The 12,991-nt window shown below is 60.7% G+C and carries 17 protein-coding genes; 3 read left to right on the top strand and 14 right to left on the bottom strand.

Annotated elements, in window-relative coordinates; all coding sequences use genetic code 11:
• Positions 1 to 40: 40 nt before the first annotated feature.
• From ACIOJF_RS12825 to infC, 5 genes are all read right to left on the bottom strand, one after another.
• Positions 41 to 481, bottom strand: a complete 441-nt coding sequence (locus ACIOJF_RS12825) for a (deoxy)nucleoside triphosphate pyrophosphohydrolase (RefSeq protein WP_402735599.1) — start codon at positions 479 to 481, stop codon at positions 41 to 43.
• Positions 471 to 1,385 carry an RNA methyltransferase gene (locus ACIOJF_RS12820; protein ID WP_105658147.1) on the bottom strand — a complete coding sequence of 305 codons (915 nt, stop codon included), beginning with the start codon at positions 1,383 to 1,385 and terminating at the stop codon, positions 471 to 473. The genes ACIOJF_RS12825 and ACIOJF_RS12820 overlap by 11 nt, the downstream gene beginning before the upstream one ends.
• 111 nt (positions 1,386 to 1,496) lie before the next feature.
• The gene (rplT, locus tag ACIOJF_RS12815) at positions 1,497 to 2,147 is read right to left on the bottom strand and encodes a 50S ribosomal protein L20 (RefSeq protein ID WP_105658148.1); all 651 of its coding nucleotides are present in this window, start codon (positions 2,145 to 2,147) and stop codon (positions 1,497 to 1,499) included.
• Positions 2,148 to 2,251: 104 nt separating this feature from the next.
• Positions 2,252 to 2,446 carry a 50S ribosomal protein L35 gene (gene rpmI, locus ACIOJF_RS12810; RefSeq protein WP_013348480.1) on the bottom strand — a complete coding sequence of 65 codons (195 nt, stop codon included), beginning with the start codon at positions 2,444 to 2,446 and terminating at the stop codon, positions 2,252 to 2,254.
• Positions 2,447 to 2,611: 165 nt separating this feature from the next.
• Positions 2,612 to 3,262 carry a translation initiation factor IF-3 gene (infC, locus tag ACIOJF_RS12805; RefSeq protein WP_388023856.1) on the bottom strand — a complete coding sequence of 217 codons (651 nt, stop codon included), beginning with the start codon at positions 3,260 to 3,262 and terminating at the stop codon, positions 2,612 to 2,614.
• A 330-nt stretch (positions 3,263 to 3,592) separates the two neighbouring features.
• On the opposite strand from infC, the gene ACIOJF_RS12800 reads away from it, so the two are divergent.
• A complete protein-coding gene (locus ACIOJF_RS12800; RefSeq protein WP_013348478.1) occupies positions 3,593 to 3,958 on the top strand; it encodes a DUF1844 domain-containing protein in 366 nt (121 codons plus the stop codon).
• 97 nt (positions 3,959 to 4,055) lie between these two features.
• On the top strand, positions 4,056 to 4,607 hold the full coding sequence (locus ACIOJF_RS12795; RefSeq protein ID WP_402735598.1) for a GNAT family N-acetyltransferase: 552 nt from the start codon (positions 4,056 to 4,058) through the stop codon (positions 4,605 to 4,607).
• Here the strand turns inward: ACIOJF_RS12795 and ACIOJF_RS12790 are convergent.
• The 8 genes from ACIOJF_RS12790 to ACIOJF_RS12755 form a co-directional block, all read right to left on the bottom strand.
• Positions 4,604 to 5,941 (bottom strand): MFS transporter, encoded by a 1,338-nt coding sequence (locus ACIOJF_RS12790; protein ID WP_105658151.1) that lies wholly within the window; start codon positions 5,939 to 5,941, stop codon positions 4,604 to 4,606. The genes ACIOJF_RS12795 and ACIOJF_RS12790 overlap by 4 nt on opposite strands.
• Before the next feature lie 41 nt (positions 5,942 to 5,982).
• On the bottom strand, positions 5,983 to 6,864 hold the full coding sequence (locus tag ACIOJF_RS12785) for an SseB family protein (protein WP_402735596.1): 882 nt from the start codon (positions 6,862 to 6,864) through the stop codon (positions 5,983 to 5,985).
• A 221-nt stretch (positions 6,865 to 7,085) separates the two neighbouring features.
• Positions 7,086 to 7,823 carry a bifunctional 1-(5-phosphoribosyl)-5-((5-phosphoribosylamino)methylideneamino)imidazole-4-carboxamide isomerase/phosphoribosylanthranilate isomerase PriA gene (gene priA, locus ACIOJF_RS12780; RefSeq protein ID WP_105658153.1) on the bottom strand — a complete coding sequence of 246 codons (738 nt, stop codon included), beginning with the start codon at positions 7,821 to 7,823 and terminating at the stop codon, positions 7,086 to 7,088.
• Between the two features lie 27 nt (positions 7,824 to 7,850).
• The gene (locus tag ACIOJF_RS12775; protein ID WP_166650645.1) at positions 7,851 to 8,000 is read right to left on the bottom strand and encodes a hypothetical protein; all 150 of its coding nucleotides are present in this window, start codon (positions 7,998 to 8,000) and stop codon (positions 7,851 to 7,853) included.
• Positions 8,001 to 8,002: 2 nt separating this feature from the next.
• Positions 8,003 to 8,638: an imidazole glycerol phosphate synthase subunit HisH gene (gene hisH / locus ACIOJF_RS12770; RefSeq protein WP_105658154.1), complete on the bottom strand. Its 636-nt coding sequence runs from the start codon at positions 8,636 to 8,638 to the stop codon at positions 8,003 to 8,005.
• The gene (gene hisB / locus ACIOJF_RS12765; protein WP_013348471.1) at positions 8,639 to 9,259 is read right to left on the bottom strand and encodes an imidazoleglycerol-phosphate dehydratase HisB; all 621 of its coding nucleotides are present in this window, start codon (positions 9,257 to 9,259) and stop codon (positions 8,639 to 8,641) included.
• A gap of 22 nt (positions 9,260 to 9,281) precedes the next feature.
• Positions 9,282 to 10,388 carry a histidinol-phosphate transaminase gene (locus ACIOJF_RS12760; RefSeq protein WP_402735595.1) on the bottom strand — a complete coding sequence of 369 codons (1,107 nt, stop codon included), beginning with the start codon at positions 10,386 to 10,388 and terminating at the stop codon, positions 9,282 to 9,284.
• Between the two features lie 81 nt (positions 10,389 to 10,469).
• On the bottom strand, positions 10,470 to 10,823 hold the full coding sequence (locus ACIOJF_RS12755) for a LysM peptidoglycan-binding domain-containing protein (protein WP_105658156.1): 354 nt from the start codon (positions 10,821 to 10,823) through the stop codon (positions 10,470 to 10,472).
• Between the two features lie 258 nt (positions 10,824 to 11,081).
• Between ACIOJF_RS12755 and lexA the strand changes: the two genes are divergently transcribed.
• Positions 11,082 to 11,801, top strand: a complete 720-nt coding sequence (gene lexA, locus ACIOJF_RS12750; protein ID WP_105658157.1) for a transcriptional repressor LexA — start codon at positions 11,082 to 11,084, stop codon at positions 11,799 to 11,801.
• A 56-nt stretch (positions 11,802 to 11,857) separates the two neighbouring features.
• Here lexA and ACIOJF_RS12745 read toward each other — a convergent pair whose 3' ends face one another.
• The gene (locus ACIOJF_RS12745) at positions 11,858 to 12,937 is read right to left on the bottom strand and encodes a glycoside hydrolase family 76 protein (protein ID WP_402735594.1); all 1,080 of its coding nucleotides are present in this window, start codon (positions 12,935 to 12,937) and stop codon (positions 11,858 to 11,860) included.
• Positions 12,938 to 12,991 lie beyond the last annotated feature (54 nt).

The following is a 12,991-nucleotide window of genomic DNA, read 5'->3' as shown; positions in this document are numbered from 1 at the left end:
ACAGTGCCAGAAGTTGGCGCGGTAACAAGCTTACGGGTGTTTAGTGCTGCGCCCCGGCACGTGCCTGGGCCAGGCATGCCGCCACGATCGGCGCATCGGCTGGAATCCACGGGACGACGGCGGACAGCGAGTCATCGAGTTCCAGCCAGGCCAGCTGGTCATGCCCGTCCAGGGTCGCTGGCTCGCCCTCGGTGATCTGGGCGAACCATATGCGCATGGCGGCCTTCTCGTTCAGCTGCCACCCTTGGGGATGCGGGCCTGGGATGGGCGCGCCAAGACGCATCTGCACCCCGAGTTCCTCGCGCAGCTCGCGGTGCACGGCCTGGACTTCGCTCTCGCCGGGTTCGACTTTTCCACCAGGGAATTCCCAGAGCCCGGCAAGGGCTTGAGGGCGGTTGCGGCGCGCGGCCAGGAGCTTGGTGGGCCGGGCCAGGTCATCGACGATGGCCACGGCAACAATTTGCTTGAGTTCAGCTGCCATGGGAGTCCAGTGCGCTCCGATTCGCTGAGCGCTGGGCGCGGGCCGAAGCGTACAGGCAGACGGTGGATGCGGTACCCACGTTCAGGGATTCGGCAACACCGTAGAGCGGCACGGCCACGCGGTAGTCGGCGGCGTCCTTCTCGTGCTCCTCCAGCCCCTGGCCTTCATTGCCGAACAGCCACAGGGTTGGCGCTTCCAGCACCGGCTGTGCTTCTGGCGCTTCGGTGCCTGGCTGGCTTGCACGCAGCACGGCGGCATCCTGCAGGGTGTCCAGGTTGTGGGCAGCATAGCCGTCGGCGGCCAGGATCTGGCTTCCGGTGGTCTTCGCGGCGGCGACCAGGTGGTCGAATTCGATGTTGTTCAGCACCGGTACGTGGAACAGCGAGCCGGCGGTGGAGCGCACGGCCTTCGGGTTGTAGATATCCACGCTGCCCTTGGTCAGGATCACCGCATCGGCTCCGGCGGCATCGGCGGCACGCAGGATGGTGCCGGCATTGCCCGGGTCCTGGATGCGGCAGAGCACGGCGATCAGCTTCGGCTTGGTGTCCAGCACCTCGCTCAGCTGCGGCTGGGACATGGCGACCACGGCAAGAATGCCCTGCGGGGTCTGGGTGTCAGCCATGGCGTGCAGCACTTCGCCGGTGACGATGCGGGTTGGAACCTTGGCGCTATCGAGCAGCTGCACGAATTCTTCGTGGCTCTCCAGAAAGCCGCCGACAACATAGACGCCCTGGACCAGGTTGTCGTCCTCCAGATGGGCCTTGAGTGCTTCGCGTACCGCCTGCGGGCCCTCAACGAGGTATTCGCCGGTGGCTTCGCGCCCCTTGCTCTTGGCCAGACGCGCGATGGCCTTGACTCGTTCGGCGCGTGGATTGGACATCACTTCTGGAGGAAAACTGCTCATGTCTCGAGAATACCGGTAGAAACACGCAAAGGGCGGGTCCGCGCTGTGCGCGGGACCCACCCTTCGGTGTGATCTGTCCTACCTGAGCCTCAGCTCAAAGGGAGAAGAGATTTACTTCATCTGCTGACGGGATTCGCCGCCAGCTGGTTCGAAGCCTGCAGCCTTGGCAGCTTCGATGGAGTTGAACCAGAACTCGGCTTCGGTCTGGTCGTACCAGGTCGAGCCTGGAACGTGGTACTTGTTCGAGCCGGCGTTGCCCTTGATGATGAAGCCCTCAGGTGCGTCTTCGCCTTCAACGGCCTTGACTACGCCTTCGCCCTCGACGGACTTGGCAGCAGCCTTTGGAGCCTTGGCAGCCTTAGGTGCAGCAACCTCAGCAGCGGCAGCCTTTGGGGCGTTGACGTCAGCTGGAAGTGCATCCTTGGCAAGCTTTACCAGGGTAGCGAAAGCGTTCGAGTCCGAAACAGCCAGCTCTGCGAGCATACGACGGTCAACCTCGATCTGAGCAGCCTTCAGGCCCTGGATCAGACGGTTGTAGGTCATGCCGTTGGCGCGGGATGCAGCGTTGATGCGCTGGATCCACAGGCGGCGGAAGTCGCCCTTGCGCTTACGGCGGTCGTTGAAGCTGTAAACGAACGAGTGGAGCAGCTGCTCCTTGGCCTTACGGTACAGGCGCGAACGCTGACCGCGGTAACCCTTTGCGCGTTCCAGAACGACGCGACGCTTCTTGTGGGCGTTTACTGCCCGCTTCACACGTGCCACGTGTGTACTCCTTCAAGTCAGTTCCCCAGTGCCCGCGATTTTGCGGGATGGGTGAAATCTATGGGTGGTGGGGTATTGCTTCCCCGTATTGCGAAAGGGAGAGCTTAGAGGCCCAGCATCCGCTTGATGGTCTTTACATCGGCCTTAGCGACGATCTGGTCAGAAGCCAGGCGACGGGTAACGCGCGAGGACTTGTGCTCCAGGTAGTGGCGACGGTTGGCCTGCTGGCGAGCGAGCTTACCGCTACCGGTGAGCTTGAAGCGCTTCTTGGCGCCACTGTGAGTCTTGAACTTCGGCATAGCTGCCGTTCTCCTTACGTGCTCCACCCGGTAAAGCACCGGGTGGGGATCATCCGAAGCGGGCCCCGATAAAGGTGACCGCTGTTGTTCTCTTGTAGTTGGACCTTCCCGGAAGAAGATCCTTCACCGTGAACGGTGACGGGCTCGAAAGCCCAACAGGCTTGGCTAGGCGTCGCCTTCAGCTGCCTGACGTGCCTGCTCCAACTTGGCGCGGGCTTCATCATCCATGGAAGCTGCGACATTCTGGCCCTCGGTCTCAGCCGGAGCGTCGGTGCGGATCTTGCGCTTGGCCGCGCTGCGGCCACCCGACTTCTGCTGCTGTTCGCGGCGAGCCTCTGCCTTGTTCTTCAGCGGACCAACAACCATGACCATGTTTCGGCCATCGATGCGCGGGCTGGACTCAATGATTCCAACTTCGGCGACGTCTGCTGCAAACTTTTCAAGCAAGCGAATGCCCATCTCTGGACGCTGCTGCTCACGACCACGGAACTGGATCATGGCCTTGACCTTGTCGCCGGCGCCCAGGAAGCGCAGTGCGTGGCCGACCTTGGTCTCGTAGTCGTGGGTGTCGATCTTCAGGCGGAAGCGGACTTCCTTCAAGACCGTGTTGGTCTGGTTCTTACGAGCTTCGCGAGCCTTGACAGCGGCTTCGTACTTGTACTTGCCGAAATCCATCAATTTGCACACTGGAGGCTTGGCGCTGGGTGCCACCTCGACCAAGTCCAGATCGGACTCGAGAGCAAGACGAAGCGCGTCCTCGATACGGACGATGCCTACCTGCTCGCCATTAGGGCCGACGAGACGTACCTCTGGCACGCGAATGCGCTCATTAATGCGTGGATCGCTGATGTGTCACTCCTGAAATTCGTAATCCATGACCGCAAACAAAGAAGGCCCCCGTCTGCGATTGCAGGCGAAGGCCAAAAAGAACGACAAAGCCGAACACGGGATTGCTCCTGCGTAAGCGCTTGGGGAATGCATTGCTGCAATCCTGCCGAAATACCCGGAAGCCTGGAAACGGCGACAGCGGGTGGGAGTTGGCCTCCACTTGCATGGCTCAATACTAGTACGAATCCCACATCCAGTGCTAGCTGGAGAACTGCGAGAAGTACCGGCATCGAGTCGGTCTGTGACAAGCTTAGCAGTATGACTAACGAAGACACCAACTCGCACCAGCACGCTGTCGACCAGCAGGTGCGCGATATCGCAGAAGTTGCAGCCGTTGAAATCATCACCACGGCCGCCGTCCACCTGATGAGTGCAGCAGCAGTCAAGTGCGGACTTGCAGAGGGCGAAGATGCCAATGAGCTGAAGGATCTCGATGAGGCCCGCAAGCTGATCACCGCACTGGCAGGCCTAGTCACCGCCGGTGCGCCTGAGATCGGCTCGCAGCACGCAGCGCCTTTGCGTGACGGCCTGCGCAGCCTGCAGCTGGCCTTCCGCGAAGCTTCAATCATCCCGGATGCACCAGGCAAGGGCCCGGGCGAGAAGTTCACCGGACCGGTCAACTAGGTAATATTGGCTGAATTTTAAGAGATTAACATCATGGACTCGTTTCCCCAGGGAAACGGGTCCATTGTTGTTCGGATCACCAAGCTAGGTTGGAATCATGCAGATGCTGGAACAACCAGTGATCGACGCCGGCGCTTTCCGGCTCCGCCCCTTCCAGCCCAGCGACATTCCTGCCGTGAGGCAGGCCTCCACGGACCCCTACATTACGCAAATCACCACGGTCCCGGCGCAAGGAACTGAAGCCGGCTATGCGGCATTCATCGAGCGCCAGCACCGCCGGGTGGCCGAGGGCAGCGGGTATTCATTTGCCATAGCCGAAACGGCCACGGATTGTGCCGTTGGGCAAATCGGCTTGTGGCTGCGCAATGCCGACCACGGCAGGGCCAGCATCGGGTATTGGATCGCACCGGAGCACCGCAGGCGCGGCATTGCCAAGCACGCGTTGGCTGCGCTCGGCGCCTGGGCATTGGAGCATCCGGGAATCGACCGGATCGAACTCTACGTGGAGCCGTGGAACGAGGGGTCGTGGCGGGCCGCTGAAGCGTGCGGCTTCCAGCGTGAAGGCTTGCTGCGCAGCTGGGAACAGGTGGGCACCGCACGCAGGGACATGTACATGTACTCGCGGCTCAGGGCGACTCCAAGAGCCTAGGCGATCGTTTCCAGGCGACGGCGGCGGGCGCGGCGAACGCGGCGGCGGATCTGCTGCGCAATCAAGGCAATCACCACGACCACTGCAGCCATGGCGCCGATGCCAAGGAAGGCCGGGGCGGGTCCGAGGTTGTCGACGAATATGCCGGTGATCGGCGATCCCAACGCGGTGCCAGCGGTCATCGCAGAGCCATACCAGCCCATGGCTTCGCCGCGACGCTTTTCGGCCACCAAGTCGGTGAGCCACTCAGAGGCCGCCGACAGCGTCGGCGCGCACAGGAAGCCGGGGAGTGCGGAGAACAGCGCCAATGACCAGGTATCCCACGCGAAGTACATGGGGATCGTCAGCACGGCCATGCTCAGCAGCAGCACCAGTGGAGAAATAACCCGCTTCATCGACCCGTAGATCAGGCCGCCGACCAGCGAAGCTCCGCACCAGAAGAAGAACACCAGACCCAGCTGGTGGCTCTGCGCCGACGCATCCAATTCGGCCACGATGGCCACTTCTGTGCCGGTGAGCAGCATGCCTGCTCCGGCCGCGGCAATGAATACTGCCAGGACCGAAGCGCTGACCCAGTTGAAACGGTTCTTGAAGTTGCGACCACGCTGCTTGATGCGGGCGCGGGCAGACTTCATGCCGGCTGCGATCAGCTCGCCCTCGACTTCGGGTACACCCATCGGCGCGGCCGCAATGAAGCTGGCCTCCGCCCCCAAGCGTTCCTCGTGCACGTTGGCCCGCGAGGCGATCGCCTTGGGATCATCGCTGCGCGTTGGCGGATTCAGGATCATCAGCGCCAACCCGGCAACCGTCGAGGTCACGCCGATGACGCTCAATCCAATGACGCTGCTGATCTGGGTGGCGACAATGCCGGCGCTTGCAGGTCCGACGATGAACACCAGTTCGGTGGCGGTGGCATCCAAGGCGAAGGCGGTACGGCGTTGTTCGCCGGTGGTCATGATGCCCAGCGCGGTACGCACCACTGAGAAGACCGGTAGCGCGAAGAGTCCGCCGATGAAGGCCAGCGGGTACACCCAGACCAGTGGAACATGCGGCACCGTGCACCAGACGAGTGTTTCGACGATCACCGATGGGATCATCGCGCGGCGCAATCCCCAGACATCTACGCGGGCACCGCGCCACGGGGCGCCAATGGCGATGCCCAAGGTCATGACGGCCGTGACCAGACCGGCCGAAACCCAGGATTGGCCGAGGTTGTTCACCAGATGCAGGAGCAGCAGCATGCTCAATGCGGAGTGCGGAAGTCGGGCAATCATGCCAATCAGCAACAAAAGTGAGATCTGCGGTTGACGCAAAATCTGCCAATAGCTTTTCATGCCCGGAAAGTTCCTTGTCTGGTCGAAAGGAGCCCGCCGGTTTAGTTCGGCGCGCTGTGCAAACTGAGTTCGAGGGAATCCACTGCTTCAGCGAATTCGGTGTTTTGGGACAAACGTCCGTGGATTGCGCGAGTCGTCTCGCGAGCGTCGTTCTCGCTCGTTCCGGGAGCAAAAACAAACTGCAAGTTCAGTTCCGGTCCGGGACCTCCGCCAAGGACCACTTGCCCGTCCTTGCTGCGTGAGCCGACTCCCCTGCCCGGGGCAACCTTGACGGTCTGCAACTGGCCAAAGCCTTCGGTTGCATCCTGCACCACGTTGGCGATCTGCTGGTTCTGATAACTCGGAATCCAGTCGATCTGCTTGGCCAGGTTCCAGACCCCCGGTCGTCGAAGCACGAAGGTGAATTCGCTTCCGGGATCGAGTACCAGCAGCTGGCATTCCTCGCTGACTGCCGAGAGGGCCGCCCGCGGGGCGTAAACCGCCACTGGTCGAGCTTCCTTGTGCCAAGCCTGCAATCGTTCGACGGTCGTGAAGATCGGCAGGGCCATGCGGCCATCTGGAGCCTTGATTTTCACCAGCGCCATATCGGCTTCCTTGTCGGATGCGAAGCCGTGTTCCGTCATGGCTTCTTCGCCGAGCTGGGCTACCACCGCAACGAAAACGCGTGCCTCGGACAAGGATTTATGCACCTCGCCCTCCCCTGCGCTGCCATCGCGCAAGGCCGCCAGTGCGGCAACGACGTTGGCGTCGGCCTTGCCGTCGTCCTTGTCGAAATTATGCAGGGGGTTGCCTTCACCGCTCAGGTCCCGGCCTTCCCAGTCCTGACCGGCAGAGTCGGTGCTAGAGCCTGCCTGCGCCAGTGCAGCGACAATATGTCCCGGCAGGTGGCGTTTGGGTGCAGATTCAGGTTGCTCGGTACTCATAGCTCCATGCTATCGGTGGTTTCGGGGTTGTTGGAGGGAAGTTTCAAAACTGCAGTCATGAGCTTGGACACCCCTATCCGATGATTTCAGATTTCTTTCCCAGCACCTGCGCGCAGTCGCGGGCCCGAGGAGGGAAAGACCGGGATCCGCTTTCACGAATAAAAAAAGACGATTCAAAAGCGCGAGCTCCTGAATCGTCTTTCCCTGCTGCAGCATGGGGCCTAGCGGCGACCTGCTACATCGAGCGCTTCTTGCAAGGTGAATTGGCCCGAGTACAGCGCCTTGCCCATGATGGCTCCTTCGATGCCTTCTGGAACCAGCTCGCGCAAGACCCGGAGGTCTTCGAGCGAGGAGATGCCGCCCGAGGCGACAATCGGCTTGCTGGTCTTGGCAGCGATTTCGCGCAATAGTTCAACGTTCGGTCCGCGCAGGGTGCCGTCCTTGGTCACGTCGGTGACGACGTAACGGGCGCATCCGGCATCTTCGAGGCGGGCCAGAACATCCCACAGGTCGCCTCCGTCCTTGGTCCAGCCGTGGCCGGACAAGGTGGTTCCGCGCACGTCCATGCCCACGGCGATCTTGTCGCCGTGGCGGGCAATGGCCTGCTTGGTCCATTCCGGGTTCTCCAGCGCGGCGGTTCCGAGGTTGACGCGGGTAGCACCGAATTCCAGGGCCCGGTCAAGTGAAGCGTCATCGCGGATACCGCCGGAGAGCTCGACCTTGATATCCAGTTCCTTGGCAATGCGCTGGACAATCTCAACATTGCTGCCACGGTCAAAGGCTGCGTCCAGGTCGACCAGGTGCAGCCATTCAGCGCCGGCATTCTGCCAGGAGAGCGCAGCTTCCAGCGGGTCGCCGTATCCGGTCTCGGAACCGGCTTCGCCCTGGACCAGGCGCACTGCCTGTCCGCCAGCGATATCTACTGCAGGCAAAAGTTCGAGGATTGGTTGCTCGCTCATGATGTCCTTAGTGAAGAAGTAATGTGATTAGTAGGTCAAGGACCAGGCTGCGATCAGGCTCAGGCCTGCAAGTACCCACAGCGCGATGATCCATGAGATATGGGCCTTCTGGCTCTTCAGCGAAATGGCTCCGCCAATCAGGAAGGCCCCGACAACGCCCAGAATAAGGGTCCACATGCCTAGAGCGTCCCCAACCAATTGCGAAGCAGCTGCGCGCCAGCGTCCCCGGACTTCTCCGGGTGGAACTGCACTGCCGATAGCGGGCCGTTCTCGACGGCGGCCACGAAGGGCGTTCCGTGCGTCGACCAGGTCACCTGTGGCGGGGTCATCGCTGGCTGCGTTACGTCGAATTCCCACTTCTGAACAGCGTAGGAGTGCACGAAGTAGAATCGTTCACCCTCGATGCCGGCGAACAGCTTGGATCCCTCCGGCGGGCGTACCGTGTTCCAGCCCATGTGCGGGATGACATCTGACTGCAGGCGTTCAACCTTGCCCGGCCATTCGCCAATGCCTTCGGTTTTCACACCGTGTTCCACGCCTTCTTCAAAGAAGACCTGGTGTCCCACGCAGATACCCAAAACCGGCAGGCCCCCGGCAATGCGGCGACCGATCCAACGCAGGGAACCGGTTTTGGCCAGCTGCTCCATGACCGAGGCGTAGGCGCCAACACCGGGGACTACCAGGCCGTCGGCGGCCACGATCTTCTTCGGATCTGCGGTCAGTTCCACTTCGGCGCCGGCGGCTTCCAAAGCGCGCACAGCGGAGCGGACGTTGCCGGACCCATAATCCAGGACAACTACTGTTTTCTTTTCCACTTACAGTGCACCCTTCGTGGATGGGATCTTGTCGCCCATGCGCTCATCGCGCTCTACCGCTTCGCGCAATGCGCGCGCGAAGGACTTGAACTGCGCTTCAACGATGTGGTGCGGGTCGCGACCCGAGAGCACCTCGATGTGAGCACAGATCTGTGCGTGGAAAGTGATGGCTTCGAAGACGTGACGGGTCATCGAACCGGTGAAGTGACCACCGATCAGGTGGTATTCCTGGCCCGCAGGCTCGCCGGAGTGCACGAGGTATGGCCGGCCCGACACATCGACTACCGAACGGGACAGGGCTTCGTCCAGTGGAGCGTAGGAGGTGCCGAAGCGGCGGATGCCGGCCTTGTTGCCCAGTGCCACGCGCAGTACTTCGCCAATGGTGATCGCGGTGTCCTCGACGGTGTGGTGAACGTCGATGTGGGTATCGCCGGTTGCACGCACGGTGAGATCGATGAGCGAATGCTTGGATAGCGCAGTCAGCATGTGGTCGTAGAACGGCACCGAGGTGCTGATCTCAGAGACACCGGTGCCATCGAGGTCCAGTTCAACGAATACGGACGATTCGCTGGTCACGCGTTCCATGCGGGCGCGACGTGCGCCAATCAATTCGGCAGACATGTCTTCCTTCGCTTGTCTTTGATTACTTCTGCGAGCCGAGCAGTTCGGCAAGTCGTTCCAAGAAGGCTGTGGTTTCCGATTCGGTTCCTGCCGTAACACGCAAGGTTCCCGGGATTCCATTGTCGCGGATGATGATGCCGGCTTCCAACAGGCCTTCCCAAATCTTGTGGGGGTCTTCGACGCCACCGAAGAAGACGAAGTTGGAGTCGGAGACCGATGGCTTGAGGCCAAGTTCCTTCAGGCGCGCGACGATGCGGTCCCGCTGGGACTTGATGTCCTCGACCTGGGCCAACAGCAACTCGATGTTCTTCAAGGCCGCGATGGCGGTTGCCTGGGTCACTGCCGACAGGTGGTACGGCAGTCGCACCAAGCGGATGGCATCGGTGACTTCTGGCGCAGCGGCCAGGTAGCCTACGCGCGCACCGGCCAGGGCGAAAGCCTTGGACATGGTGCGCGAGACAATCAGCCGCTGGCGGCCTTCGAGCAGGCTCAGCGCCGAGGTGGTGCTGGCCAAGGAGAACTCGGCGTACGCCTCATCCACGATCACCATGCCGTTATGCTCGCTCATGGCTTCATATACCGCGGTGATGACGTCCAGGCCAAGGGCCGTGCCGGTGGGGTTATTCGGAGAGCAGAGGAAAACGATGTTCGGCTTGTGCTCGCGAACCTGTGCGGCTGCGGAATCGGCGGACAACGTGAAATCTGCGGCGCGTTCACCGGCGATATATTTCGTGTCAGTACCACTGGCAAGCAGCGGGTACATGGAGTAGGTTGGGCCGAAGCTCATCACGGCACGGCCGGGGCCGCCAAAGGCTTGCAGGATTTGCTGCAGGATTTCATTGGAACCGTTAGCGGCCCAGATATTGTCCTTGGTGAGCGAGTGGCCGAGGTAATCGGCTAGGAGTTCGCGAAGCTCGGTGAACTCGCGGTCCGGATACCGGTTCAACATTGCCGCCGCCTTGGCCACCTCTTGTGCAATGGCATCGACGACTGTCGGTGGCAACGGATGGGTGTTCTCGTTGACGTTCAGCTGGATGGGCACGTCAATTTGTGGTGCGCCATAAGGGGATAGCCCGCGGAGATTCTCACGCAAGGGCAGCTGACTCAAAAGTTCACTGCGGTCATTCACGCATCAAGTCTACGTGCGCAGCGCGCCTGCCGGTGAATCCGCTACGGCCACAGGTAACAAACTCGAAGCAGGCTGGGGAAGCTAGCCGGCAAGGACCGGAATCGACAAGGTTTCGCCAACCTGGATTTCGCTGCCGGTCAGGGCATTGAGTTCGGCGATGTGGCCCACTGCCGAGGTCACGTCGTAACCGGTGGCGTAATCCCGGGCCAGGCTCCACAGCGTATCCCCTGGAATAACGGTGACATCAACGGTTCCGACTCCAACAGGAGTATCGGCTGCGGCATGCGCGTCAGAGGCAAACATGGAGATGAAGAAAGCTGCGGCGATGGTGAGTGCGAAAATGGGCATACCCACAAGCACGGCCCATCCGCGACGGTTGATGCGGATCTTCAGTGGTGCCTGGGTCTGATTTGAGTCAAGTGCGACGGTTGCCATGACTTTGTCTCCTCAAGAAATTCAAGTGATGCGAATTTGTATTCGAAAGCGTAGATTCGAAAACTTGTTCGAACCTCGTATATCTGTTCTAACAGAGGTTTGCGGAACTTGTCCAGAAGTTTTCGAACAAATCTTTGAAAGAAGCTCGCTTATCTACTAAGATTTCGAAGTAGACGAGCAATGAAAACATCTCACCATCTAGCGCCGACAGTTTGGACTTACGAACTTTCGAATGATTGCTAGGGAAGGCAAAATCTCATGTCAGCTTCACAACGCACTCCCCGATCGAATGCACGTTCGCTGACGATTCGCCAAAAGAAGATCCTGGAGACGATCCAGCGGTCAATCGGCAAGAACGGTTATCCACCATCGATGCGTGAGATTGGTGACGCAGTAGGGCTCAAGAGCCTTTCGAGCGTCACCCACCAGCTGAGCCAGCTGGAAAAGCTCGGCTATATCCGTCGAGATCCACGCCGTCCGCGCGCAATGGAAATCCTGCTGCCTCTGCAGCTGGCCGAAGACGCCGAGAAGGCCGAAGTTTCGAAGCCGGTCGAGCCAGATGCCAGCGAAGACGCCAAGATCATTGAATTGAGCACTTCCGCTGACACCACCATGGTTCCCCTGGTTGGCCGTATCGCTGCCGGCGGTCCGATCCTTGCCGAACAGTCCGTCGAAGATGTTTTCTCGTTGCCTCGTCAGCTCGTAGGCCACGGCGAACTGTTCATGCTCAAGGTTTCCGGCGATTCAATGGTTGACGCTGCGATTTGCGATGGCGACTGGGTAGTTGTCCGCCGCCAGCAGACGGCGGACAACGGCGACATCGTAGCTGCCCTGCTCGATGAAGAAGCCACGGTAAAGACTTTCCGGCAGCGTGACGGGCATACCTGGCTGCTTCCGCAGAACTCGCGCTACGAACCAATTTTGGGTGATGCCGCAACGATCATGGGACGCGTCGTCTCGGTGATGCGCTCGCTCTAGAATACGTACGGTCATTGCGCTGGTGCTTGGCACCAGCGCAATTCTCGTTTAACCCGCTATTGGCCGGCGTTCAACTCGAATTGAGCGGCCGCCGAGAAGATCATCCAGCGTTGGATTGCCGCCGAAAGCCGGCGTGGTTCCTGGTCAGCCAGATGGCGCGCCGTTGCCATGACCAGCCTCCTGGCCTGCTCCCGGCTCCGGGCTTCCAAACGGCCATCATTACCGGCGAGGGCCAGATATCGGCAGAGTATCCCCGCGAACAGGTTGCCGTCTCCCCCGCTGTTGAACGAGAGGACCCCGGCAGCAGTTGACAGCGATTTCGTGGTGGCATCGATCAGTACTTTAGCGTGAGCCAGATCAGCAGGCTCGCCAAGCTCAAGCAATGCCCCGAGCACCAGGCCCTGGTTATAGGTGTAGACCGCTGGTTCCACGGCGTGTCCCTGCGTGGTCAACCGAAGTCCGTCCAGATACAGTCCTCGCTCCACGCTGAACAGATTCTTTTCCAGCCACTGGAGAAGCTCTCGCGCGGTCTCTTTCTCCCCGGTACGGGCAAAGAACAGTGCCGCCGGCGCGTTGGCTGGCGTGTTCTTGAAATCCCGCTTTCTGGACCAGTGCAGGCCGCCGTCCAGCACCCCATCCATGCCGGCATGGAGCTGCCGTCCCAGCGTCCGAACTGCCGCCTCGGCAGGACGGCTCCTGTGTCCCGTCACCAGCTGCGTGAACTCTGACAGGCGGCCGCTGGCCAGGGCAAGCCAAGCCATGTCGTCGAAGAAGTAGTTGGGCAAGATCCCGAAGTTTCGAATTCGAATGCCGCGCAATAGGCCGTTGGCCCGGGCAAGCGCTTCGCGCGCCCGGTGTTCGTTGCCTTCGTCCCAGTACGATCGGCCCTCATCGATGATGGCATCCAGATAGTGCGCCTGCCACCAATAGTTCCACTCCGCAAGCGGGTGCGCGAAACCATTGAGATTGCTGAGCATGCTTCCGTCGCGCAACCGATGCGCTTTGCTGTAGCTCTGTCCAATCCACGTTCCGGGCAACCCCATGAGGCGATGCCCGAACCGCTGGTGGGTGTCGATCGCGGCTTGGTGCGCCAATTCCTGCATGGACTCCATGGTGCCTTCCGATTCGAGCTTCATCAGTTCTTGTCACAGACCTTAGTGCATCTGGAAGCATCATGCTGGTACCGGTTA

It is taken from the genome of Glutamicibacter sp. NPDC087831, from assembly GCF_044742845.1.
Lineage (GTDB): Bacteria > Actinomycetota > Actinomycetes > Actinomycetales > Micrococcaceae > Glutamicibacter.
The sequence above is the reverse complement of the archived record's forward strand: the minus strand, read 5'-3'. Positions and strand labels throughout refer to the sequence as shown.

Coding starts and splice junctions, on each gene's coding strand:
- ACIOJF_RS12755 (WP_105658156.1), bottom strand. CDS start 10,823: ATGGCAACCGTCGCACTTGACTCAAATCAGACCCAGGCACCACTGAAG.
- ACIOJF_RS12795 (WP_402735598.1), top strand. CDS start 4,056: ATGCAGATGCTGGAACAACCAGTGATCGACGCCGGCGCTTTCCGGCTC.
- ACIOJF_RS12790 (WP_105658151.1), bottom strand. CDS start 5,941: ATGAAAAGCTATTGGCAGATTTTGCGTCAACCGCAGATCTCACTTTTG.
- hisB (WP_013348471.1), bottom strand. CDS start 9,259: ATGTCTGCCGAATTGATTGGCGCACGTCGCGCCCGCATGGAACGCGTG.
- rpmI (WP_013348480.1), bottom strand. CDS start 2,446: ATGCCGAAGTTCAAGACTCACAGTGGCGCCAAGAAGCGCTTCAAGCTC.
- ACIOJF_RS12825 (WP_402735599.1), bottom strand. CDS start 481: ATGGCAGCTGAACTCAAGCAAATTGTTGCCGTGGCCATCGTCGATGAC.
- lexA (WP_105658157.1), top strand. CDS start 11,082: ATGTCAGCTTCACAACGCACTCCCCGATCGAATGCACGTTCGCTGACG.
- ACIOJF_RS12775 (WP_166650645.1), bottom strand. CDS start 8,000: ATGTGGACCCTTATTCTGGGCGTTGTCGGGGCCTTCCTGATTGGCGGA.
- ACIOJF_RS12745 (WP_402735594.1), bottom strand. CDS start 12,937: ATGAAGCTCGAATCGGAAGGCACCATGGAGTCCATGCAGGAATTGGCG.
- priA (WP_105658153.1), bottom strand. CDS start 7,823: ATGAGCGAGCAACCAATCCTCGAACTTTTGCCTGCAGTAGATATCGCT.
- ACIOJF_RS12820 (WP_105658147.1), bottom strand. CDS start 1,385: ATGAGCAGTTTTCCTCCAGAAGTGATGTCCAATCCACGCGCCGAACGA.
- ACIOJF_RS12785 (WP_402735596.1), bottom strand. CDS start 6,864: ATGAGTACCGAGCAACCTGAATCTGCACCCAAACGCCACCTGCCGGGA.
- ACIOJF_RS12800 (WP_013348478.1), top strand. CDS start 3,593: ATGACTAACGAAGACACCAACTCGCACCAGCACGCTGTCGACCAGCAG.